Source organism: Shewanella kaireitica (assembly GCF_023284045.1).
Classification (GTDB): Bacteria; Pseudomonadota; Gammaproteobacteria; order Enterobacterales; family Shewanellaceae; genus Shewanella; species Shewanella kaireitica.
The window spans coordinates 1-25827 of the sequence record NZ_JAKIKQ010000007.1; the positions used below are offsets into that span (position 1 = coordinate 1).

The following is a 25827-nucleotide window of genomic DNA, read 5'->3' on the forward strand; positions in this document are numbered from 1 at the left end:
TGCCATCGCGCCATATTAAATTGGAGCGACATATCGGGTTCGAACCGATGACCTATACCTTGGCAAGGTATCGCTCTACCAACTGAGCTAATGTCGCATTTCAATTTAATCCGTAATCAAGTTCTTGCTTAGTTCGCTTCCCCTTGACTACGGAATGGCATTCTACCGATTTATGTCGAAGAGTCAACGCTATATTTGTAGATTAATAACTGCTTGCGCACTAATTAATCTTATCGGTTTTAAAACGAGCTACTCGGCGGTTAAATCGCCCCATGCGGCGATTATGTAGCTCATCATTGACCAAAAGGTCAGTATCGCAGCAACGTAAAATAACCCAAATGCACTATATATTACAAAATCGTTTGGTTGCCAGATTAACCCTGTTATTGCAGTCATTTGTGCTGCGGTTTTATATTTACCGATCCAAGAGACAGCTACTGCTCCGCGCTTACCTATTTCAGCCATCCACTCTCTTAACGCAGAGATGACAATCTCACGGCCTATCATAAATAGTGCCGGTAAAGTCAGCCAGACACTTTGGTATTGAGCGACGAGCAGCACTAATGCTGTCGTTACCATTATTTTATCCGCGACGGGATCGAGAAAGGCGCCAAAACGGGTAGATTGCTTAAGTTTTCGTGCAGCATAACCATCGAGAGCATCAGTTACAGCGGCTAACCAAAAAACAAAAGCCGCAGCGAAAAGTGCCCAACTGTCAGGCATGTAGAAAAGAACAACGAATACTGGTAACAGTAAAAGTCTGAAAAGTGTTAACGCGATAGGAATGTTAAACGGCATCATAAAACCTAAAATTCAAAAGCAGCGCCAATCTTGCCTTAATTTTACTACCCTCGCAATGCATCATGTATTGTTTGTGCCATTTCTAGGCTGATCCCTGGTACTTTTACCAATTCTGTCACACTTGCGCTCTTAACTTCCTGCAATCCACCTAAATGTTGTAATAGCGCTTTTCTTCGCTTTGGACCCACTCCCTCGATGGATTCAAGTGAAGAGGTGTTGCGGGTTTTCTGCCTTTTATTGCGGTGACCTGTAATTGCAAAGCGATGAGATTCATCTCGTATTTGTTGAATAAGGTGTAATGCTCCCGAATCCGCAGGTAAAGTGAAAGATTCTTCATTCTCACCGTAAATAAGGGTTTCAAGACCAGGTTTACGCCCCTCGCCTTTTGCAACACCAATCAATGTTGGCGCATGATCTAATGTTACAAACTTTTCATCCACTATCTGCTGAGCAATACGTAACTGGCCTATTCCGCCATCAATAAAGAGAATATCTGGGGTCTTACCGCCTTTAGCAACTTTATCAAATCGCCGACTGATAGCTTGCTTCATAGCAGCATAGTCATCACCTGGCGTAATACCCTCAATATTATAACGCCGATAATCGGCTTTATTAGGGCCTTCACGATTAAATACAACACAGGATGCAACCGTACTTTCACCCATTGTATGACTAATATCGAAACACTCCATTCGCTGGATCTTATAACTAACTTCTATCGCCTCTTCTAATAATAAGAAACGTTGTTCAACAGTATTTCGATGCGCCAGCCTAGTATTAACCGCATTAGTAGCATTAGTGAGCGCTAAACGTAAAAATTGTGCTCGCTCGCCACGCACTTGACTCTTTATTTCTACTTTCCTCTGCTGCGCTGTATTTATCGCACTAGCAAGCTCAGCTTGTTCTTCAAAGGTATCGCTGACTAAAATCTCTTTAGGCGTCACTCTTTGGCTGTCAGAGTTGAGATAGAACTGAAACATAAAAGCTCGTAAAACTTCGGAGAGTTCGGTATCAACGGGTACTTTTGGGTAATAGCTGCGACTGCCAAATATTTTGCCTTCTCGAATAAACAATAAATGAAAACATGCCACGCCAGATGCAAAATGCGCCCCAATAACATCCATGTCTCCAGATGAGTGAGAGACTTCCTGTTGTTCTGCAACACGTCTTAGGGCCGTGATTTGATCGCGATAACGAGCCGCTTGCTCATAATTCAATTCAACAGCAGCTTGTTCCATCTTCTCAACAAGCGCTTTAGTCACTTGCTGATCTTTGCCCTTCAGAAACAACGATGCCAACGCAACCTGTTCTTGATAATCTTTTAGGGAAACCTTATCAACACATGGCGCACTGCATCGACCAATTTGATACTGTAAGCACGGACGAGATCTCGCTTTATAGTACAAATCATCACATTGCCGAATCGGAAAGATTTTTTGCAGTAGATGTAGGCTTTCGCGAACAGCTCCGCCATTGGGGTACGGCCCAAAATATTGGCCTTTTGCTCTTTTCGGTCCACGATGGTATGAAAGTCGTGGATGCTTATGATTACTTAATAGTATATAGGGGTAAGACTTATCATCCCTAAGCAGCACATTGTACTTAGGCATGTACTGTTTTATGTAATCATTTTCAAGGATTAGCGCATCGGTTTCACTATGAGTAATCGTGACATCGATATTGGCAATTCTCGCGACTAATGCTTGTGTTTTTACATTAGTGAGGTTTTTACGAAAATAGGAAGATAAACGCTTTTTTAGATCTTTAGCCTTTCCGACGTAGATAACGATATTATCAACATCATACATACGGTATACACCGGGAGATGATGTTACCGTTTTCAAAAATTCGCTAGAATTGAACGTTTCACTCATGCGGCGTTAGATCACCTAATCGCTAATGTTGATTTAAAACTGACCAGTATCAAGCATCTTATACCTAATCGCCAATCGAGTCAGCTCCACATCTCCACCGATCCCTAACTTGGCAAATAGCCTATATCGGTAGCTATTCACTGTTTTAGGGCTAAGATTCAATTGTTCAGAAATATCACTGACTTTCTCACCATTGGTGATCATTAGCATGATCTGTAATTCTCGCTCTGACAGCGATTTAAATGGATTATCTTCAGACTGGTTAAACTGACTCAAGGCCATCTGTTGCGCAATCTCTGGGGATAAATAGCGTTGACCATGTGCAACTTGACGAATAGCTTGTAACACCTCCGGAGAGGTTGCGCCTTTAGTTAAATAGCCAGAAGCACCAGCTTGCATAACTTTTGTAGGGAATGGGTCTTCAGTATGTATAGTCAGCACGATTATTTTTGCATGGGCTTGAAACCTTAGAATTTTGCGGGTCGCTTCTAAGCCACCAATTCCCGGCATGTTCATGTCCATTAAAATGACATCGGCTTCATTTTTCCGGCACCATTGAACTGCGGTCTCACCGTCACCGGCTTCACCAACAACCTTTATTCCGCGTTCATCTTCTAGAATACGCCGAATACCAGTACGTACCAGCTCATGGTCATCGACTAAATATACTGAAATCAAAGCTGCCCTACCCCAAATTAATCCTGCTTGCTCTACACGTGTATCAAGCTATCTTATTCAGTCTAATTTAGCCCATAAAAGAAAATTTAGAAAGTTAAATCTCACTTAGACCAATACTGGTATTATGTAATATAACATTAAATAACAAAGACTTAATTAAAAAGCAAAAAGGCAGCCATTTAGGCTGCCTTCTTTAATGTGGCGGAGAGATAGGGATTTGAACCCTAGATGGGCTACAAACCCATGCCGGTTTTCAAGACCGGTGCATTCGACCACTCTGCCATCTCTCCGAACGAGGTAAATACTAGGCGTTTACATCCATGTTGTAAATACTAAATAGATGAAAATTTTGCTAACAGCAATCAAGTGGTGATCTTACAATCAAATTGATGATTGTTTACTCTTATCGTTCAAACCTATTACTCTAAAAGGTGTCAGCTGAACATCTATCACTGACAGATTAAAGGCTAACGGCAATACTATGTTAATATCTCTCTAATTGAAAAACTTAACAGATATATATGAACTCAAACATTATTCCTGCTTCTGCACTCAAACCACAGTTTACCCTAATGGCAACGGCCGCAGACAATAGTCCCTCAGAAGCCCGTTTAATTGGCCAATCTCGTGTTCGCGATGCTTTCAAATTATTGAGTAATACTCACGACCAACATATGTATTTAGCCGATTACTCCGGTTGTAATCGCAAAAATATTATCCGAGCCCTCGTCGAAGCGGATGGAATTTTAGTCGATAGGAGTCTGGTGTTAAGTGGTAATAGTACGGTTTGGTGTGAGCGAACTGATAAGCAACAGCTCCTCGCAGCTAAACAAACAACACATCAGTATCTTTCTGGTACGATTAAAAAGCATGACCTAATCGGTCGATATGATGAGCGTACGAAACAGTATAAAGCCGGTGCGCTTGCCAACTGCCATTACTTATTTATCTGTGCTGATTCCATTTGGAAAAGAGAAACGTTGTGGGAGTTACTGTTAGAGATCCTTGATAAAAAAGAATATCAAGTACATTCCAGCCTTCCACCTTTAGCACTCAACTGTAAGGTCGTACTTATAGGCTCGAGTAATCAATATGGCCATTGCTGGCTCGGTGAACCCAGTTTTTCCAATCTATTCCCGCTATTAGGTGAGCTGTTAAATGAAGTTGACTTAAATGAGGTCTCACTTACACAGTATAATCATTGGTTGGATTGTATTTTAGACGACAACAATATAACCATAGATAACCCTGCAAGATTGGCATTACTTGAATACAGTGCAAGGCTTGCCGATCATCAGCAACGACTAAGCTTGATGTCCAATAACATCGAACAACTGTTAGTCCAAGCCAGCGTATATGCGCAGCAATCACACATTGATAGCAAAGCGTTTCAACTCAGCATCGATATGTTCAATCAACGTCATAACGCTTCTGAAAAACTGTCGGAGCAAAACTTCGATGACTTGTTTATCAACCTTCCAACACAAGATGAAATCGTAGGTCAAATCAACGGCCTAACCGTTATTGAAAATGCTGAGTATAGCTATGGCGAACCCGCGAGAATAACAGCGTCTGTGCATTATGGAGATGGGGAAGTTGCTGATATTGAGCGTAAGTCAGAGCTTGGCGGTAACATTCACGCGAAAGGCATGATGATCCTGTCCTCTTGCTTATATCGTATATTTGGTAAAGACGCGCCATTGCACCTCAATGCCAATATCGTATTTGAGCAATCATACCAAGAGATCGATGGCGACAGCGCCTCTTTAGCAGAATATTGCAGCTTAATATCTGCTATATCAGAAAAGCCCATTAAGCAAAGTATCGCCGCTACCGGGGCAATTGACCAATTTGGTAATGTGCAAGCCATTGGCGGAGTTAATGAAAAAATCGAAGGTTTTTTCAAATTATGTCAACGCCGCGGACTGACAGGTCATCAAGGTGTCATTATTCCTTGTTCTAATATGCAGCAACTAAACTTGCACCAATCTGTTATTGATGCTGTTAACGAAGGGCAATTTACACTATATCAAGTAAAGCACATCGATGAAGCGGCTGAGATATTAATGCAAACTCCCGCAGGAACGGCAGATCAAGACAATCAGTTTCCAAATGACTCCCTTTACGGCTTAGTGCAAGCAAGATTAGAAGGTTTAGCGGGTTATCAAGAGGAGGAAAAGTCTTTTTTTGTGAGGCTGCGAGAAAAACTGTCATTTTCTAGCTGATCGGAGTTGTTTAGCGTACACGTGTTCGCTAACCTTGGCGGTTCAAATTGCTGGAGAACCAAAAATAATGAGTAATGCTAACAGTTTTACAAAAGAAGACCTTGTTGCCTGCGGACTTGGCAACCTTTTCGGACCTAACTCTCCGAGATTACCGAAAGACAACATGTTAATGATCGACCGCGTACTTAAGATTAATGCTGATGGCGGTGAATTTGGTAAAGGTGAAATTGTTGCTGAACTCGATATCAATCCAGATCTTTGGTTTTTTGACTGCCACTTTGCCGCAGATCCTGTTATGCCAGGTTGCCTTGGCTTAGATGCTATGTGGCAACTTGTTGGCTTTTTCTTAGGTTGGGAAGGCGCTGAAGGAAAAGGACGTGCACTTGGCGTTGGCGAAGTGAAATTTACTGGCCAAGTACTTCCAGAAGCTAAAAAGGTTACCTACAAGCTTACTATAAAGCGTAAGGTATACCGTAAACTGGTTATGGGCATTGCTGATGCGACTATGGAAGTTGATGGACGCGAAATCTACAGCGCGAAAGATCTAAAAGTAGGTATTTTTACGGATACCTCTAGCTTCTAAGTTTGCAAAAATGACTTATGACAACGCCCTCCTAATAGAGGGCGTTTTTGTTATACACGTTCATTTATTAAATAAACCGCTTAACCTACCATCAATACCTTCTCGCCAACCTCCTAGCCATTGTGACTTAGAGTCAAGTGTCGAATATGGACAAATCTCTTTAGAACGGCCCCCTATCCCAGCCTGAAAACCTTTCGAAAAAGCTCTATCCAATCGATCTCGTTTTTGTCTCTTCATGCAAGCGTCCTCTCTTCCATAATGGTAGAAGCTAATGCTTCAAGACTATGAATAAAACTTTTTGCTCCAGAGATCAATCAAAAAAAACCGACATTTTACAGGTTAAATATTAAGCTATTGAGTTATGTCATAAAAATAAAAATAAAAAAAATCGAGGCAAATTGCCTCGATTTAGTCTACTCGTCTAGTACGCTACTTTCTTCTGCGTCGTAACCAAACTAACGGCAACATTAACAGCCACCCGAGGCTTGCAGCACCCTTACGCTCATAGTTACCGTTCTCTTCATTATCGTCAACACAGTTGTTAGCGGCTTTCCATTCATCAGTAACTTGTTCACCTGTTGTTTGGATAACCATCATACGCGGTAAAAATGAAGTGACTGGATCGCCATAGCCATTAAGTTCAAAAAACGGTAAACCGTTATCGCCAATAATCAGGTTACCGTCAGTATCAAACTGATAAGATGGCTTACGAATAAAGGCAGTACCAACAATAGTGCCACTGTCACTAATACTGTTTGCTTCTACAATCTTGATCTCACTATTATAGGTCAGTGTCTTTCCTGAGCCATCTTCGACTGCAACTTTATTACGAACCCACTTATCTGAGTCATCCTTTACAAACCCTTTTGATTGACAAGTCAGTAGATCATTAAGGTTCGAAAATTCATCTTCAGCGATGTTATACAAGAAGCCAGCTTTAGGTCTTGGTTTTTCTTTATCATGGGTGGTTTCAATATAACCAACGACTTGGCCATTGTTATTGATCCCTCTACCACGACTACCAAGATCGGATAGATTGTTGTAGAAATCATTGGGTGTAACAACCTCTGCGTTCTCATCTGTAGTATCGATATAGAAAAACTTATCTCGGATATAACCTTCAATGTATTTACTGTAACTACCAATCAAAATACCGCTGTCGTTAATATCGTAAGCGATAGATGAACGCACATCTTTAACCGTATCAACATCAACCCAGTTATATTGGTAAGCTCCTTGGGCATCTTGTTTCCAATAAGCAGCATCGAAATACAATCTGTCCTTATTACCGTCACGATAAACATGTGAGCGACCAGCAACAACGCCTTCGGCATTAATCCCAAGACCTTGTCCGGTGTAAACACCATCATTAGTCACTTCTAAGCCAAGAGGAAGCTCAAAGCTCTCTGTGACAGCGCCAGCTTCATACTTCCAGACATAGCCACGAGTCTGATATTGAATATCTCTAAAGCCATTGCTATTCGGATACTGTCTATTTTGCACACAAATATCAGTGGGTGCAGTCTCACTATTATTCGACACGCATGAGTCGATAATACTGGCACTGTTTTTACTGATATCAGTACTGGCATAACCGGTAATCAGATTATTGCTATTAACGGCTGTACCACTTGAGAAACCGCCAACGGTCACTGTCACGTCACCATCATCTTGCTCTGAAACATACTCAGTATAAGGTGGCGTCAAAGCGATTTCAGTATTGGTATCATCCTTAACAAAGCCGCGTTGCTCATATTCACGGTAGTACCAAAACTCTTGCGTTTCACTGCTACCAGAATAAGGAACGGTTTGCTCAACAGCTGTCATCGCACCGACTTTTACTTTTGCATCATTAATGCCGTAGTAAAAAGTATCGACTGAATTAACCGTATCCTCATCTTCAGGAAATGTTGGCGCTGTGGTGCCATTTACACTCTCAAAAGTTGGTAACCAAGGGGTGACAGGATCATTTTCGATTGAAGTGAAAGTGAAGTTATTGGCAATAATCGGTAAGTTTACTGAATAAGTAATAGTTTCAGCATCGGACACGCCATCTTCGATATCAATGACGCCATTGTCACCTTCATCAACGTTTAGTTTCTTTTTACCTTTGGCTGCACCAACCGCTTCGTCGTTGTTGTTGACTGCCATACCATAACCGTTACGAGTATTGGCAATCGTACCGTTTAAGTTAAATGTCTCGGTATCGAGATTTTTAATTTCATAAACAGGTGCAGCCTGTGCACCATGAAGGACACTTAATACACCCACGGCGACTAAGGATAGGGTCTTTTCCAACTTAAACTTCATGAATTACTTCCCATTTTTTATTTTTTAGCTTACTTCAATGACTCGAGCTCTTCCCATCGCTCAAAGTAACTCTCAAGTAGACCTTCCTTATCGGACAGAGTCTTTAGCTTTTCGTTAACTGTTTTTTGTTCCTGAGCATAAAAATCAGGAGCACTAATAATACTTTGCAATGCTTCAATATCCTGCTCTAACTGTTCCATCAATGCAGGTAAAGACTCTAATTCTCTTTGTAGCTTAAACGATAATTTTTTAGTCGGTTTGGCTGCTACAGCCGGCTTTTTTTCAACAACTGGAGGTTGGACACTCTTTTGCTCCTGAGGTTCCTCAGAATAAAATTTAGCGCCTTGAGACACCGCATCTTGGTAGCCTCCAACATATTCACTCCAACCACCATTGCCAGTAAACCACCAACTACTGGTAACCGTATTATCGATAAACGCTCTATCGTGGCTAACAAGTAGTAAAGTCCCCTTATAATCTGCGAGTAAAGACTCAAGCAGCTCTAAAGTTTCAATATCTAGATCGTTTGTTGGCTCATCGAGAATAATAAGATTTGCAGGACGAAGCAATAAGCGCGCTAGCAACAGACGGTTCTTTTCACCACCTGATAGAGCTTTAACCGGAGTTCTAGCCCTTAAAGGTGAAAATAAAAAGTCTTGAAGATAGCTCAATATATGGCGGTCTTGGCCATTAATGGTAACGGTTTTCTTACCTTCACCTACGTTATCTTCCACTGTTTTTTCAGGATCAAGTGCTTCTCGGTACTGGTCGAAGTAAGCAATTTCAAGTTTAGTCCCTACTTTTACGCTACCAGATTGCGCTTCAAGTTGACCGATAAGCAATTTAACCAAGGTTGATTTACCACAACCATTAGGGCCTATCAATGCTATTCTATCGCCACGCATGACTGTTGAACTGAAGTTCTTAACCAGGTTTTTATCTGGCAGGTTATATTCAAGGTTCTCAATATCAAACACTAGCTTACCTGAGCGATCCGTATCGGCAACAGACATTTTAGCGCCGCCTTGACGATTAAGGCGTGCCATGCGCTCTACGCGTAAATCTTTAAGCGCACGTACTCTGCCTTCGTTACGCGTACGACGAGCCTTAACGCCTTGGCGGATCCATGCTTCTTCTTCGGCTAGCTTTTTATCAAAGTGAGCATTTTGCTCCGCTTCTACCCGTAACCATTCTGCTTTACCTGTTAAGTAAGCTTGGTAGCTTCCAGGCCAAGAGGTTGCAATACCACGATCCAAATCAACAATCCGGGTTGCCATTCTATCAATGAAGCCCCTATCGTGACTGACAAACACAATCGCGCCTCGGTAGCTTAGTAGGAATTGTTCTAACCATTCAATAGTATCAATGTCGAGGTGGTTAGTCGGCTCATCGAGTAACAGCAGATCAGGATCGCTAACCAAAGAGCGAGCTAAAGCCACTTTACGTTGCCAGCCACCTGATAACTCAGATAATGGTGCGTCAGCATCCAAACCAAGTAACTCACAGTTCTGGTTAATACGATTATCAAGTTGCCATCCATTCAAATGATCGATATCGCCTTGTAGCCTTTCCATTTGCTTCAGCATACGCTCCATTTCATCTGGATTAGCGGTTGCTACGTCATGGGAAAGTTGATGATATCGCTCTAACTTTTCGCCAACTTCCTGCAAGCCAGCGGCAATATAAGCATAAACAGTTCCTTGTTCAGCCTTTGGGGGATCTTGCTGCAATCGACTGACTTTAACGTCGGTTGCAATATTGAACTCACCTTCATCAAGCAGAACATCACCGCTTAGTACTTTCATCAGGCTAGATTTACCTGCACCATTGCGGCCTACTATACAAACCCGCTCACCAGGTTCTATGGTGAAATCTGCTTTTTGCAATAACGGGGTATAACCATAGGCTAAAGAGCCGTTATTAATACGTACTAAACTCAACTTACGCTCCTAAAAATTCTTGTAATGCTTTGAGGTCAAATGGCCAGCCTAGCTCGCGATTATCTGTTGTTTTTACCACTGGGATCCGTGTCGCGTAATTTTCAGCTAATAACTCGTTATCGCAAATATCTTCGGCAACAAAAACAACTTGTGCTTGTTGTAACAAGTCCGCTGCGAGTTCACACAGATGACAAGCATCTGTGTGATATAAAACAACAGCGTTAGCTTTACTCGGCATGAGTGATAAGCCAAGTATTATGAATTTGCGGGTTACGCTTATAATCCAATGGTAATGTTTGGTTATCGATATTTTTAATCGACATGCCAGCAGCTTCTAATTGCTCAATTTCCATCTTAAATTTACGCTTGTTGTTGGAGAAAATAATCTCTCCACCTGGATTAAGCAACTTTATCAAGTTGCTCAAAAGAGGCACATGATCGCGCAGCACGTCGAAAGAGTCTTCCATACGCTTTGAATTTGAGAAGGTTGGCGGATCGATAAAGATAAGATCGAATCTATCATGGGTACGCTTTATCCACTGTAAACAGTTCGCTTGGACAAATTGATACTTATCATCGTTTAAACCATTAAGCGCAAAGTTTTCTTTCGCCCAATTAATGTAGGTATTCGACATATCTACCGTCGTAACAGAGGTTGCACCGCCGATAGCAGCATGCACCGACGCAGTACCTGTATAAGCAAATAGGTTACACACACTGCGGCCTTTTGACTTTTCACCCACCATTTTTCGGGTTAAGCGATGGTCTAAAAACAACCCCGTATCTAAATACTCTTTAAGGTTAAGCTTAAATTTAGCGCCGTACTCAGTCGTAATAAGTTCAAGCTTATTAGCTTGCATCTTTTCATACTGTGAAATGCCCTTTTTACGCTCACGGGTCTTCAATACAATATTGTTTGGATCAATTCCAATAGCATGTGGCAACGCAATCAATACGTCTGTTAAGCGACGTTTGGACACCGATTCAGGGATCTCTGCGGGAGCTGCATATTCATAAACAACAACATGATCGAGGTATTTATCAATCGCTACATTATAGTCAGGCAAGTCGGCATCATAAAGGCGGTAACTATCAATGCCTTCTTTCTTCGCCCACTTTTGTAACTGTTTAAAGTTCTTCTTAATACGGTTAGCGAAAGGCACTGCGATGTCACTCACATCCCCGTCAACTTTGATATTTGCAGGATCGACACGACGAGTGTTTTCTGCATGAACTGTATACAGATTAAATGCACACTCAAGAGCGCCGTTATTCATCTTCATCTGTTTGTCAGCTTTTAGCTTTAATGCTGACAATAGCTCTGCATCACTATTGAGTATCGCCAAGTTCCAGCCACCGAACTCTGCTTTGAACTTATCACCTAGCTGATAATAAAGTTGCAGTAACGAGGTCATGTTGCCCAAACGCTCACCGTAAGGAGGATTTGAAATCAAATAGCCAGTCGCTGCTGGTACGCTGATGTTAAGCGCGTTACTGACGTTAAAATCGATAAACTCAAGTACGCCTGCGTTTTCGGCATTGCGTTTTGCCAGGGCTACCAATCTTGAATCAATGTCAGACCCATAGAATTTTATTTCACAGCGAGTCTTACCAATCGATGCTCTAGCATGAGCTTCATTTAGCAGTTCTTGCCAAACTTTATCGTTGTGAGGCAACCATTTTTCAAAGCCAAAGCGTTCACGATGAATACCCGGAGCAATATCGCAAGCTAACATTGCAGCTTCAATGAGTATGGTTCCGCTACCACAAAAAGGGTCTAATAAGGTGACTGGTGACTTCTTCCAGCCACTACGTACCAGCATGTTCGCTGCTAAGTTTTCTTTTAGCGGTGCTTCACCCGTTGTAGAGCGATAACCACGCTTGTGTAATGCTGGGCCAGAAAAATTAATGCCAATGGTGATTTCACCTCGACGATAGTGAGCATCAATTTTGTAATCGGCATCGATTTTAGCGACGTTCGGACGGGAAAAATCATCATCACGAAAGCGATCGACTATCGCATCTTTAATTTTCAATGCACCAAATTGAGTGTTGTTAATGAAGCCACCCATGCCATGAAAATCAACACTAAAAGTACTACGATTAGAAAACTGCATCTGCCAGTCAATACCGTAAGCGGCGTTATAAAGCTGCTCAGGTGACTCACAAGGTCCTTTATGGATCACTAAAATGATTCTGCTGGCTAGTCGCGACCAAAGGGTGATCCGATAACCAAGTTCTAGAGAAGCAGTAAAATAAACTCCCGCTACACTTTCTTTGATATCTGAAGCGCCAAGCTCCGCTAATTCAAGCGATAACGCGTATTCGTAGCCCCGAGGAGCAGCAGCAAAAAAATTTAACATCGATAGATAGACACTGAATAAAAATTAGTTGGTTATTATACCCGTAAGCGCCCGCAAATGATAAAAAGATATTACCTAATAGCTGATAATTTCATTACTCGGTTAGAAAATCATTCCAATTTGCTGCTTTTGAGCCCAAATGGACAAAGGGGCTGTGGATTTATTTTGCAAGCAATCCAGCGACACAAGCAGGAATAGTTGACCATTTGTGACTTGATAACACCCATTCTTAACATACGATTGTAAAAGTTGAACTGCGACATTTTGTAACTTTGGCAAGTGAACTATTGCGAGCTAATCCACAACATGTAAACTCACGGCAACAAATACCCCACAAATAAAAACAAAAAACATTACATTCATTGGATGATTTGTCAGCTTTGAATGTTGGTTATAAATAATATAAAGGTTTAAATATGAAGAAGCTGTTGCCTCTATTAACTTGTTTGTCTATCGCTGCGTGTGGATCTGATAGCGCTGATTCACCAACACCACCTACTCCTCCAGTCGAAGCTCCAGAGCTAAAAGCTGATATCTGTTATTTGATGGCAACCACTAAAGGGGACATGACGCTAGCAATAGATTTAACCAATGTGCCCGTCACTGGACAGAATTTTAAAACTTATGCCGATAGTGGTTTTTATCAAGAGACACTCTTTCATCGCACTATCAGCAACTTTATGGTTCAAGGTGGAGGCTTAACGACAGGGCTAGTATCGAAGCCTGGTAATGATCCAATCATTAACGAAGCCAGTGTCGGTATAAGCAACTCACGCGGTACTATAGCAATGGCACGAACTAATGATCCAAATTCCGCGACTTCACAATTTTTTATTAATGTATTAGATAATCCACAATTGGACGCTAGTGCTTCTAATGATGGGTATGCTGTATTTGGTCAGGTTGTTGCAGGAATGGATATCGCCGACCAAATCAGTATTGTCGCAACCCATACAACGGGTGGCCGTTCAGATGTTCCTGTTGACGAAATTGTAATTAATTCACTTACTGAAACTAACTGCCCAGCTAATTAATACCAATTGCATTAAAAGTTTGACCATTCAGCGGAAATTCAAAACGCTGTAGGCAAGTAGTGGAATTTGAGCTAATAGTTATTCTATATCCAAATCCCATAGCGAAGCATACAGCGTTTTGCCAATTTGTTTAACCTCAGCCGCACTACGTGAGCCCCTCAGTCTTTCCACTTCTGCTTTGCATTGGCTTAAAAGGGAATAACCATTTCTTTACCAATGCGCTTTGAATTGAAAAGGCTGAGGGGCTCTGAACTGGTCAAATACTTAATGCAATTGGTATAAATAGATTATAAAAGTCTTTAAATAAAAACGGGAGCAGTTAAATATCTGCTCCCGTTTTTATTTCGTCTTTATATCATTTGTTCAAAAATTAAACTTAAGCAACATTAACTTTCTTTTCTACTGTTAATGGTGCTAAGCGATTATGCATCACTTTAATCGTTTCAAACTGAGCTAGCTTTTTAGTTTCCGTTAATCGGCATTCTTGGGATAAAATCATAACAAGTGATGCTTGTAAGCCTGACTCAATGACCATAGCAGATACACTATGCTCAGTCGTTCTTAGCTGAAAAATCTTGCCAATATCGCTGTATACACACTCATGAGACACATCGAAAAACCATGACTTTGGCATCTGTGGCTTTAATAAAAAGTGCGCAGCGGTTGCGTTTAACGCTATTTGTACAATGAGAGCATCGTTGAGGGAAAGTGTCTTTTGTAAACGATCAACCAAAGCAATATAGAACTTAGCGTGTTCAACACTAAATTCAGTTGTGATTTTGGCATCTGGTATTAGGGACTTTAATTTAAAAGGTGATAGAAATTCCATATCACTTCCTAACGAAACAGTTAATACACCATGTGTTTCATTATATCCCCATTGCCAATCCCTTTTTGGCATTAATAACATATCGTTTACCTTTATTAAGATACAAATGGATAATAGATGATAATTTCATCAATATCAAAATAAATTTAAAACGTTTTTTCAGATCCTATAAAATAAAAAACGATCATCTCGATCCAATATTAGATCTTAATGATCGTTTTGTGATCTATATTAAAAAATACGATCGCTTAGCTTTTATTTTATACGATAGGCTTCAATAATATCTTTTATTAATTGAGGACCTTGATAAATAAAACCAGAGTAAATTTGCACCATTTGAGCGCCCGCATCAATTTTGTCTAGTGCATCTGCAGCAGTGTTAATTCCGCCAACACCTATTATTGGTATTTGACCTTTAAGGCAGTCTGCAAGTTGTTTTATCACAACTGTTGACAATGAATTCAATGGCTTACCACTCAATCCGCCAGCTTCATTAGCATTGAGCAAACCACTCACACCATCGCGAGTCAAAGTCGTATTAGTGGCAATCGCTGCATCAAACTCATTACGAATAAGTGAATCTGCAATCTTTTCAATCTCTTCACTTGAAAGATCTGGTGCAATCTTTAACGCGATGGGTACGTATTTACCATGCTTTTCAGTAAGATCTTTTTGTTTTTGCTTTAATGATCCTAAAAGATCATCAAGCAGATCACCGTACTGTAGCGATCGTAAACCCGGCGTATTAGGAGATGAAATATTGACAGCTATGTATGCAGCATATTGATAAACCTTGTCCATACAGATTAAGTAATCATCTTTACCAAGCTCTACTGGCGTGTCTTTATTCTTACCAATGTTGACGCCAACCATAGCATCAGATTTAACAGCTTTAAGATTTTCAACCAGGCTATCTACACCTTTATTGTTGAATCCCATGCGGTTGATAATCGCTTTAGCAGGCTTAAGTCTAAACAACCTTGGTTGTTCGTTGCCAGGTTGTGGACGCGGTGTAACAGTACCAACTTCGACGTGGCCAAAACCCATCGCATGAAAAGCATCAATACATTCACCGTCTTTATCCATACCAGCAGCTAAACCGACAGGGTTTGGAAAAGTCAGTCCCATCATTGTTACTGGGGCTGGTTTAATTTTTTGTGCATAAAAGCAGTTTAGTGGTGAATTACCAGTAGACTTTAAACTGCCGATAGCAAAATTATGCGCCAGTTCTGGATCCATCTGAAACATGAACTTTTGTGCGATTTTATAAAACATGTTTTCTCCTAGACCGAAAAAAGCCCCGGCAATTGCCAGGGCTTCTGATTTTAATCAGATTACTTTTGACCTTCGCAGTGAAGGATCAAAAGGTTAAGTTCACGTAGGGCAACTGAGAACTTTGCAAACTCATGGCTTTGCGAAGTCTTGAAATCAGCCAGCATATGGAACCAACGCTCCAACAAGCTTTGATTTGATTCAATCCATTCCGATATGATCTTGCTAGCATCACAGCTTTCAGTGCATGTTCTTAATACCACAGAACTCAGTGAACGCTGCTGCCAATCAAGCTCTTCTCTAAACGCCGCTCTTGCCAGTGCTTGCCAATGGTTTGATACTGGTTGAGCACTTATCTGCTCAAGGAACCAATGCAAGTCAACACTTGCACCTAACTTAAAGTAAGTCTCTGCAACTAACGGTACAGGTTTAGCTTCAAGATCACAGATTTGTGCAATATCTAACGCAGAGAACAAGGTGCTCACATTAGCAACAACCATGGCTACATCTTCAGGTACACCTTCTTTAATCAGTGCATCTGATTCGGCACGGATGCCGGCAACTTCATCGTTATCCATATACTGATGAACGTTCGCTTTAAGTTCGTCAAAAACTGGAGTAAAGAACTCAATAGTCTGTTCAATATTAAGATTACGATTGCGATGACGCAAGAACCAGCGACTAGCACGACGAATATTGCGTCGTAGTTGATGCAACATCTCACACTGCACAACTGCTGGAATAATACCGTTCAGGTCGGTAATCGATTTAGTTAAATCAGCTAAACCAAATACTTCGCGGGCCATAGTGTAACAAATAGCAGCTTCGGCAACTGAGGCACCTGTCTCATCTTGCATACGTTGCACAAAATTAAGTCCCATATCATTAACGAGTTCATTCGCTAATGAAGTGGCAATAATTTCACCGCGTAGTGGATGCGCAGCCATGTTTACGATGTACTTCTCTTGCAGTTGCTTAGGGAAATACTGGACAAGTAGTTGGCTCAAGAAGCTATCTTCAGTTATTTCTGACGTCAATAGCTGCTCTTTTAAGACCATCTTAGCGTAAGCGACGAGTACAGAAAGTTCAGGTCGAGTTAATGATTTACCATTCACTAAACGGTCAGCAAGCTCGTCTTCATTTGGTAAGAATTCGAGCGCTCTATCGAGTTTGCCCTCTTTCTCAAGGTAATGAATAAAGCGGATCTGTTCTTTAAGCTGCTCAGCGCCGCGCACCTGAGTAACAGAAATTGTGCGAGTCTGATCTTTACAGTCTTGCAGGACAATACGGCTTACTTCATCCGTCATCTCTTCGAGTAAACGGTTACGTTGCTTAACAGTCATTTCACCGTCTGCCACTAAGGCATTAAGCAAAATCTTAATGTTAACTTCGTTATCTGAACAATCAACGCCGCCGACGTTATCAACAAAGTCGGTATTCATGCGGCCGCCATTGGCGCAGTATTCGATACGTCCTAACTGAGTACAGCCTAAGTTGCCGCCTTCACCGATTATTTTAGCTTTAACTTCATCACCATTGACTCGGATTGAGTCGTTAGCTCGGTCGCCTACTTCAGCGTGTGATTCGCTAGTCGCCTTAACATAAGTGCCGATACCACCATTCCAGATCAAGTCGACCTGCATCTTAAGCAACTCTTTCAAAAGTTCTAGAGGCGGCATTGACGTCTTTTGGCTACCTAGCATCTTCTTCATCTCTGCAGACAAAGGAATTGATTTAGCTGAGCGAAGGAAGATGCCGCCGCCTTTAGATATCAATTCTTTATTGTAGTCTTCCCAGCTAGAACGCGGCAGTGCAAATAGACGTTCACGTTCAACATAGCTAGTCGCCGCATCTGGATTAGGGTCAATGAAGATATGCATATGGTTAAATGCTGCAACTAAGCGAGTATGCTTAGACAACAACATGCCATTACCAAACACATCACCGGCCATATCCCCAACGGCTAAACAGCTGAAGTCTGTTGTTTGACAGTTAACGCCCATCTCACGGAAATGGCGTTTAACTGACTCCCATGCACCACGTGCAGTAATGCCCATTTTCTTATGGTCGTAACCGTTACTACCACCTGATGCGAATGCATCGCCAAGCCAGAAGTTGTACTCTTCAGCGATTGCGTTAGCGATATCAGAGAATGTCGCGGTGCCTTTATCGGCGGCGACAACCAAATAAGCATCGTCTTCGTCGTGTCTTACCACATTGTCTGGAGCAACCACTTCGCCATTAATAATGTTATCGCTAATGTCTAAAAGACCACGAATAAACAAACGGTAACACTCTTGCCCTTCAGCAAAGAAAGCTTCACGGCCTCCCTCTGTCGGCAACTGCTTACAAACAAAACCACCTTTTGCTCCAACAGGAACAATCACAGTGTTTTTAACTTGCTGCGCTTTTACCAAACCGAGTACTTCAGTTCGGAAATCTTCGCGTCTGTCAGACCAACGTAAGCCACCACGAGCAACTTTCCCGCCACGAAGATGCACACCTTCAACACGCGGAGAGTAAACAAAAATTTCGTACTTAGGTAAAGGCTTTGGCATTTCAGGGATCAATTCTGGCTCAAATTTGAACGAGATATATGATTTAGACTCACCAGAGTCAGCAACTTGGTAGAAATTGGTACGGTTGGTCGCGTTGATCAAATCAAGGTAACGACGAATAATTCGATCGTCATCCAAACTTGATACATCTTCCAAACGAATATCAATTTGCTCGATAAATTTGTTTAAAGTACGAGTTTTCAACTTAGGATTGAATTTACGTATGTACATTTTAACGAGCAGATCGGCTATCTGTGGATAACTTGAAAAAGTCTCTTCGATGTATGCTTGGCTAAACGTTGAGTCAATTTGACGCATATATTTAGCGTAAGCACGTAAAACAGAAACTTCACGACCTGTTAGACCCGTTGATAGCACCAGACGGTTAAAGCCATCATCTTCTAGTTCTTTCTTCCAAACTTGAGATAAGGCGGTTTGGAAACGTTCTTGGCTATCAGCTAAATCATCCGTTGCAACACCTTGTGTTGTCATCAAGAAATCTAGGATCCAATATGTATGCCCATCAGCTGTAATCACCTCATAAGGACGTTCATTAATAACGCGCAAACCGAAGTTTTCTAGCATAGGCAAGACATCGGACAGATGAATTGGCTCGTCTTTATGGAATAACTTTAAACGCACTTTACTATTTTTAAGCGCTGTTTCTTGGGGCTGATAGAACAGCATCCCAAGTTTATGGTCGTCATCCAATGCTTCAAGATGCTGTACATCAACAACGGAGGAGCTTGGTAATACATCTTCTTTATAGCTGCGAGGGAATGCGTTTACGTAACGCTTAACAAGGCTTGTTCCGACTTCTTCACCTTGGGTGCTGATTAATGCACTCCCTAGCTTATCTTCCCAAGAACGCGCAGCTTCAGTTAAATTATTCTCTATCGCGGCCACATCGACATCCATATTATTGTTATCTACTTTGATAATGTAGTGAGTTCGAGCCAAGGTAGACTCAGAAAAATATGTTGTAAACTCAACATCTTCACTACTATTAAAGTGCTGCGCCAGAATTCTTTGCGTATCTTCACGCAGCTTAGTGTTATAGCGATCTTTCGATACATACACTAAGCAAGACAAGAATCGACCAAAACCGTCTTTTCTAACAAACAATTTAAGTTTGTCACGGTCTTGCATCTCAAGTACGCCGTGAGCAATACGTGCAAGCTCTTCAACATTAGCTTGGATCAACTCATCACGTGGCAGCGTCTCAAGAATATGCATTAACGCTTTATAATCATGAGAACGTGGCGTTAGGCCAGAGTTGTCAAGCACTCGCTGAACCTTCTCAGACAACAGTGGGATCTCACGCGGACTGCGATTATAAAGGTTAGATGCATACAAACCGATAAAGCGATCTTCGCCAACTACATTACCTTTGTCATCAAAGCGCTTAACACCAATATAATCTACGTATGCAGGACGGTGGACTCGGCTCTTTTCACTGCTTTTCGTTAATACTAGTAAGCTAGTATCTAGTGCTTCTTTACGGGCACTTTCTGAAAAATCAGATAACATCAAACCGGTTTCAGTCTTTGCTTTCGCTGACTTGGTCATCAAGCCTAGGCTTGTCGTTTTATCTGCAACAAGCTCTAAATCACCTTCCACTTTACGTAAATCGTAACGTCTGTAACCTAATAAGGTAAAGTGGTGGTTATTGAGATACTGGAGAAAATTAGTGGCTTCGCTAAGCTCTTCTTTTGTACCTGGATATGGTCTGGTCGCGAGCTCAGAAATAGTCTCACCAAGCTTTGCAGACATTGCGTCCCAGTCTTGAACTGACGCAGCAACATCGGCGATGATTGACTCAATCTCTTTAGTCAAAATTTTAATATCGCTATCACTGCTTTGACGGTCGATTTCAATTAAAAAGACGGCGACTTTGTCGACACCAGCTTTGTCTTCAGCGCTATAACTGACATGCGTTACCGAGCCATCTTTACGCTCAATCGCCATTGGCGTATGCAACATCATGTGCGCGGTGATCCCTAATCGATTGATTGCCATACCGACAGAATCAACTAAGAAAGGCATATCCGGCTGGATAATTTCGATAATGGAATGGCTAGACTCCCAACCATGCTTGGATTGGCTTGGGTTAAACACACGTATGTGGCCTTCGCCGACGGAAGTTTTGTTTAGGGCGTTCCACTGACTCAAAACTGCGCCATAAAGGTCGCTGTCATTACGAGCATTGAGGTCGTCTTTCGACATATGCGCGTATAGGCAAGTAGCAAACTGTTCTACTTGTTTTGCTTGTGAATTCGGAACTTTAGTGTGAATAAGGTTGACTACATTTTCTAGTAGTACTGAAGGCATTGCATCTTTCAAGGCCATGTTGCTGTTTCCTTAGGGGGCTATGGCAGCGCTTTTAATTTTTATGGATGCTTCAAAATCTGACCTGAGCCTATTTCTGTGACCTAGGTCATAGCGCGAAGTCTATTACTAAATCTGCCATAATTCGAGAACTATTTTAGTGGTAGAGCCTCCTAAAAAGAATGCTAGGCAACATTTATTGCTTTGTGATGAAATAACAATCGCTGATAGCGTGTTTTTATGCAAAAAAAAAGAGAAGCTTATGCTTCTCTTTTTCGCCTATTTACTTGGGTTGTCGCCAAAATACTGCGGTAATGGCTGGTAGGATAATTATTGCCCCGAGCATATTTACCAAAAACATAAAGGTTAGTAATATTCCCATGTCCATTTGGAACTTAAGCGCCGAGAAGAACCAAGTACTCACGCCAATGGCCAGTGTTAAACCGGTAAATATCACCGCACTACCACGCTCAACTAACGCTTCATAATACGCTTGCTGGACCGGCATACCATCTCTCAGTCTGACCGCCATAGTAGACAAAATATAGATACCATAATCAACGCCAATACCGACCCCTAATGCGATAACTGGCAGTGTGCTAACTGCAAGACCTATATCCAGCTGGGTCATCAATGCTTGGGCTAGTGTAGAAACCACATATAACGGCAAGATAACCGCAATGGTTGCTCGCAATGAACGGAAGCTAATCAAACACAGTACAAACACTGCCCCATAAACATACAGCATCATCGGTAGTTGTGCTTCTGCAACCGCTTCATTAGTTGCAGCCATAACGCCAACAGGTCCAGATGCAAGCTTAAAAGTAAGCTGTTCATTATTCATCTGTTGCTGCAGTTCATTAACTTTGTCGATAACAACTTCAATGGTTTCAGCTTTATGATCTTTAAGGAACAGATATACTGGCATCACTGAACAATCACTGTTCAATAAGCCTGACGTCGTTGGAACACGCCCCACGGCCTGTACAAGGCTCGCAGTGTTTCTAGGCAAGACTTGCCACTTGGGGTTACCTTCATTAAAGCCAGCGTTGACTCTCTTAGCGACAGAGGCAAGACTAGCCGTAGACTCAACCCCCTCGGTATTGCTGACCTGCCATTCAAATTCATCAATCTGAGTTAACACTGAATGGTAAGTACAAGCTTCAGGGAAAGCTTCAACAATAATGGTCATCACATCGGTAGTAATAGAAAACTTATCCGTAATGAAAAAAGTATCTTGGTTATACCTAGAATCAAGATGTAGTGCTGGCGCTCCGCCTTGCAAATCGCCTATTTTCATCTGATTAGCTTGCTGCAAACCAACAGCATATAAACCTGCGGTAATGAGCAAAACCCAAATTGCATATTTAGGCGTTGCAAACTTTGACAGCTTGACCCAAATATTATTTTCTTTTACAGGTGCCGTGTTCTTTTGTGGCTGCACTTGCGTGTAAGAGATAACAAGTGGCAACAAAACTAGGTTAGTTAAAATGATAACCGCAACACCAAGAGAAGCTGATATAGCGAGCTCACGAATAATACCAATGTCAATCGCCAAGAGCGTCATAAAACCGATAGTATCTGAAAGTAACGCTACGCCACCTGGGATCAACAAGCTTCGAAATGCTAACGCCGCAGCGGCTTTTGTGCTTTGCCCATCAGTCACTCTTCGTTTGACCGCATTGATCATCTGTACGCTATGGCTGACACCAATCGCGAACACCAAAAACGGGATCAAGATGGACATGGGATCTAAACCAAAACCAACAACGGTTAATAGACCTAGTTGCCAGATAACTGCTGTTAAACTGCACACCAAAGGTAAAATGGTAAGCACGATTGATTTAGAGAAAAAGTAAACCATTACTGCAGTTACAAGGATCGCAATTAAGAAAAATAGCAGTACTCCTTTTGCACCTTCAGCAACATCACCAGCCATTTTAGCAAAGCCAATGATATGAATTTTTATATCATCAGTTTCATACTGAGCGCGTAGTTCTTGTTCTAATTGTTCAGCAAAGGCAAGTGTGTCTAGCGCTTCACCCGTTTGTGGATCAAAATCCATTAACTGCGCACTCACCATCGCAGCCGAATAATCTTCAGCAATCAAGCGGCCCACAATACCGGCTTTTTCAATATTACCGCGAACAATTGATAACCCTTGCTCGGTAGTGGTGAAGTCTGCGGGGATCACTGGTCCGCCGGCAAAACCATCTTCGACAACTTCAGTAAAGCGAGTTGAAGGAGAAAACAGTGACTTAACTTGCGCTCTATCTACACCAGGAATGAAAAACAGCTGATCATGAACATTTTTAAGTGAATCAAAAAAGTTAGCATTGAAGATATTGCCGCTTGTGTCCTCAACCGCAACCATAATGCTATTCGCACCACCAAACTGCTTTTGATGTTTTAAATAGGTCTTCATGTAACTGTGATTAAGAGGAATATTTTTTACAAACGCTGCGTCCATTTTTAGGTTACTTGCCTGTAAACCTAAAAAAAACGTGGTAAGAATAAATAAAAAGATTACGAAAGCGCGGTGCCTAAACAAATAGGTTTCAATGCCATTTACAAATTTATCTAACATACGTCAGGTCCTATTATTTTTGTTCTAACTTGATGAGACCTTTATTACCGGCGACCCAGAGCGCACCAGCAGTGTCTTTAGCAATAGCGACTAAATTTTCGCCCTGTCTTTGCTCAACCAATGTTGCGTTACCTTGCGCAGTGACATCAATAACCACCCCAGCGTTGCCAACAATGCGTAATGTCGAGTCATCGATGGCTACGCCTGCATTTATCGTTGAATCGACGGGTAACATAACCTCTTGCCATTGAGCCAATTGGATTTGTGACTTAAAGAGGTGTCCACGTAGGCCCATAACATAAACAATGTCACCAACTTCACTTGCATTAAATAAAGAGCCTTCATAAGGAAAATTTTGCTTTTGCCAATGATGGCCTTTATCACTGGAAACGGCGACAAGTCCGAGTTCGCCAACCATAATTAGCTGACCGTTAGTAAGAGGGATGACACGATTAAAATGCGGCAGCAAAGTACTACGTTCAGATAGATACAGAGCTTCATCTTCAGCTTTAAGCTCTTCTAAATAAGCGACATCTTCTTCAAAGAGTAACTCTTGGTGATACTCACTTATCCAGTTATTACCACCATCGGTTGTGCGGTAGAACAAACCATAAGCGCCAATAGCAATGCCATTATTCTCATCGAAAAATAATAGATCTAAAAAGGGTTTATCAACCTCTGCAGATTGCATCTGCAGCTGCCAGGTTTTACCACCGTCTTCGGTATGCAATATCGTGGCGTCATGCCCCACAGCCCAGCCTTTGGTTTCAGAGATAAAGAATGCTTTGGTTAATTGGGCGACTGTCGGTGTAGCAACTTGTTGCCATTGATTATCATAGATAAATGCGTGACCGCGTTCTCCAACCGCTACGAGTGTATGACCAGATTGCGCGATATCTAGCACAAGAGAATGAGCAGCAAGAGGTTGTATTTGTTGTTCTAATTTGTTTTCTTGAGCCAATACAGCAGAAGAATTAAAGATACTGGCGACACTCAAGACAGAGATAAACCGAAGCATGCTAAACGACATACAGACTTCCTTTCAAAATAAGAGGGGCATAACGCCCCTCTCTAAGTGGGTTAACGAATACCAGCACGTCTTAACGCTGCTGGAGTGAAGTTACCTTCACTCAACTTTGCGTCAAAATCGTACATACGGCCTTCATTATCAAGCCCCATTGCGATATAACGACGAGACTGTAGATCATGGAACACTTCTAACGTGCTCCATTGAGTTGGCACTTCGTAGTAGTTCAAACCATGAGCTATGGCCACACGGTATAGTTCGTCACGGTTGTCATATAGGTCAGCAACCGATACTTGCCAAGAGTCTTCATCAATGTAGAAAGTACGCGCTTTGTAGATATGACGCATCCCTTCTTTAAGCGTTGCTTTCACAACCCACACACGATGCTTTTCATAACGAACATACTCAGGGTTGATGTGACCAGGAGTGACAATTTGCTCATAGGAAAGTTTATCGGAATGGAGTTTATAATCATTATAAGGAATATAAAGCTCCTGCTTACCGACCAATTCCCAGTTATAACGCACTGGCGAGCCGTTAAACATATCAAAATCATCGGTTGTTCTTAGGCCATCAGATACTGTGCCAGGCGTGTCAAAGGCGACGTTTGGCGCTTTACGAACACGGCGTTGACCAGTGTTATATGTCCACGCTTGGCGAGGCAGTTTTTCTTGATCCATGGTCTCTTTAACAAGTAGTGCTGTGCCAGCCAAACGAGCTGGCTGGGTTACAACTTGCTTAAAGAAGAACAAGGTATTCTCTTTTGCTAGTTTATCAAGCGTCATCTCTGGGCGTGAGTATTGGAAGCGGATCTCTTCTGCTGTTTCAACTAGTGTATAACTACCGCCGGCCGTCGGTGCTGCTTGGCTACGAGAAGTTTTGATATCAACACCACGGAAGCGAAGTATGTGGTTCCATATCACTTCTAAGCCATTCTCAGGCATTGGAAACGGTACACCGATAGATGCACCAGTTAAACCATTACCGCCATCAATCAGCTCTGCACGAGTTGCATTGGCTTTAGTTGCATCATAGACAAATTGAGGAACTGACGCTGAGCGACGAGTTTCATAGACATTCATCTTGAAAGTTTCAGGGTATAGTTCAAACAGTTTTACCTGGCCGTCACTGAGAAACTCTTTGTATTTGTCTTTGTTGGCATTAGTAATAGTAAATTCAATTTTGTCACCAGGAAATGGATCCGGGTGATGCATACCTTTACTGTAACCTGCAACAGGCTTTGTGATGCCGCCATCCCATGCTGGGATTGAACCATCAGCATTACCAGCTTTTACAGCCCCTAGCGGTGTTAGTTCTGTGCCTAATTTGGCAGCATCTGCGTCAGAAACTTTAGCAACAGCACTTGAAGCGCCTAAAGCCATCATGACTGCGGCAGACAATATCGCAAGATTCTTCAT

Annotated in this window: 17 protein-coding genes and 2 tRNA genes; 3 read left to right on the forward strand and 16 right to left on the reverse strand. The window is 41.9% G+C overall.

Annotated elements, in window-relative coordinates:
* Positions 1-21: 21 nt before the first annotated feature.
* The 5 genes from L2730_RS10795 to L2730_RS10815 form a co-directional block, all read right to left on the reverse strand.
* A tRNA-Gly gene (locus L2730_RS10795) sits at positions 22-97 on the reverse strand.
* Between the two features lie 152 nt (positions 98-249).
* Positions 250-798: a CDP-diacylglycerol--glycerol-3-phosphate 3-phosphatidyltransferase gene (pgsA, locus tag L2730_RS10800; RefSeq protein WP_248974606.1), complete on the reverse strand. Its 549-nt coding sequence runs from the start codon at positions 796-798 to the stop codon at positions 250-252.
* A gap of 47 nt (positions 799-845) precedes the next feature.
* Positions 846-2675, reverse strand: coding sequence for an excinuclease ABC subunit UvrC (gene uvrC, locus L2730_RS10805; RefSeq protein WP_248974607.1), 1830 nt, complete (start codon positions 2673-2675; stop codon positions 846-848).
* A gap of 33 nt (positions 2676-2708) precedes the next feature.
* On the reverse strand, positions 2709-3353 hold the full coding sequence (gene uvrY / locus L2730_RS10810) for a UvrY/SirA/GacA family response regulator transcription factor (protein ID WP_220740379.1): 645 nt from the start codon (positions 3351-3353) through the stop codon (positions 2709-2711).
* A 199-nt stretch (positions 3354-3552) separates the two neighbouring features.
* Positions 3553-3643, reverse strand: a tRNA-Ser gene (locus L2730_RS10815).
* A gap of 231 nt (positions 3644-3874) precedes the next feature.
* On the opposite strand from L2730_RS10815, the gene L2730_RS10820 reads away from it, so the two are divergent.
* Together L2730_RS10820 and fabA are read left to right on the forward strand one after the other, a co-directional pair.
* A complete protein-coding gene (locus L2730_RS10820; RefSeq protein ID WP_248974608.1) occupies positions 3875-5578 on the forward strand; it encodes a S16 family serine protease in 1704 nt (567 codons plus the stop codon).
* 67 nt (positions 5579-5645) lie between these two features.
* Entirely contained in the window at positions 5646-6161 is a 516-nt protein-coding gene (fabA, locus tag L2730_RS10825) for a bifunctional 3-hydroxydecanoyl-ACP dehydratase/trans-2-decenoyl-ACP isomerase (RefSeq protein WP_020912882.1), read from the forward strand.
* Positions 6162-6221: 60 nt separating this feature from the next.
* Here the strand turns inward: fabA and rmf are convergent, their stop codons facing one another.
* The 5 genes from rmf to rlmKL form a co-directional block, all read right to left on the reverse strand.
* On the reverse strand, positions 6222-6398 hold the full coding sequence (gene rmf / locus L2730_RS10830; protein WP_012155190.1) for a ribosome modulation factor: 177 nt from the start codon (positions 6396-6398) through the stop codon (positions 6222-6224).
* Between the two features lie 192 nt (positions 6399-6590).
* Positions 6591-8471 carry a DUF3466 family protein gene (locus tag L2730_RS10835; protein ID WP_248974609.1) on the reverse strand — a complete coding sequence of 627 codons (1881 nt, stop codon included), beginning with the start codon at positions 8469-8471 and terminating at the stop codon, positions 6591-6593.
* 29 nt (positions 8472-8500) lie between these two features.
* Entirely contained in the window at positions 8501-10411 is a 1911-nt protein-coding gene (locus L2730_RS10840; protein ID WP_248974610.1) for an ABC transporter ATP-binding protein, read from the reverse strand.
* Position 10412: 1 nt separating this feature from the next.
* Positions 10413-10649: a glutaredoxin family protein gene (locus L2730_RS10845; protein WP_248974611.1), complete on the reverse strand. Its 237-nt coding sequence runs from the start codon at positions 10647-10649 to the stop codon at positions 10413-10415.
* On the reverse strand, positions 10639-12774 hold the full coding sequence (rlmKL, locus tag L2730_RS10850; RefSeq protein ID WP_248974612.1) for a bifunctional 23S rRNA (guanine(2069)-N(7))-methyltransferase RlmK/23S rRNA (guanine(2445)-N(2))-methyltransferase RlmL: 2136 nt from the start codon (positions 12772-12774) through the stop codon (positions 10639-10641). Before rlmKL ends, L2730_RS10845 begins: the two co-directional genes overlap by 11 nt.
* Before the next feature lie 416 nt (positions 12775-13190).
* Between rlmKL and L2730_RS10855 the strand changes: the two genes are divergently transcribed.
* Complete coding sequence (locus L2730_RS10855; RefSeq protein ID WP_248974613.1) at positions 13191-13808, forward strand: peptidylprolyl isomerase; 618 nt, start codon at positions 13191-13193, stop codon at positions 13806-13808.
* A 376-nt stretch (positions 13809-14184) separates the two neighbouring features.
* Here the strand turns inward: L2730_RS10855 and L2730_RS10860 are convergent, their stop codons facing one another.
* The 6 genes from L2730_RS10860 to L2730_RS10885 all read right to left on the reverse strand — a co-directional run bounded on the left by L2730_RS10860 (position 14185) and on the right by L2730_RS10885 (position 25827).
* Entirely contained in the window at positions 14185-14718 is a 534-nt protein-coding gene (locus tag L2730_RS10860) for a cell division protein ZapC (RefSeq protein ID WP_248974614.1), read from the reverse strand.
* Positions 14719-14892: 174 nt separating this feature from the next.
* A complete protein-coding gene (pyrD, locus tag L2730_RS10865; protein WP_248974615.1) occupies positions 14893-15912 on the reverse strand; it encodes a quinone-dependent dihydroorotate dehydrogenase in 1020 nt (339 codons plus the stop codon).
* Between the two features lie 59 nt (positions 15913-15971).
* Positions 15972-20816, reverse strand: coding sequence for an NAD-glutamate dehydrogenase (locus tag L2730_RS10870; protein WP_248974616.1), 4845 nt, complete (start codon positions 20814-20816; stop codon positions 15972-15974).
* Between the two features lie 262 nt (positions 20817-21078).
* Complete coding sequence (locus L2730_RS10875) at positions 21079-23382, reverse strand: efflux RND transporter permease subunit (protein ID WP_248974617.1); 2304 nt, start codon at positions 23380-23382, stop codon at positions 21079-21081.
* Between the two features lie 13 nt (positions 23383-23395).
* On the reverse strand, positions 23396-24412 hold the full coding sequence (locus L2730_RS10880) for a WD40/YVTN/BNR-like repeat-containing protein (protein WP_248974618.1): 1017 nt from the start codon (positions 24410-24412) through the stop codon (positions 23396-23398).
* Between the two features lie 50 nt (positions 24413-24462).
* Entirely contained in the window at positions 24463-25827 is a 1365-nt protein-coding gene (locus tag L2730_RS10885; protein WP_248974619.1) for a DUF1329 domain-containing protein, read from the reverse strand.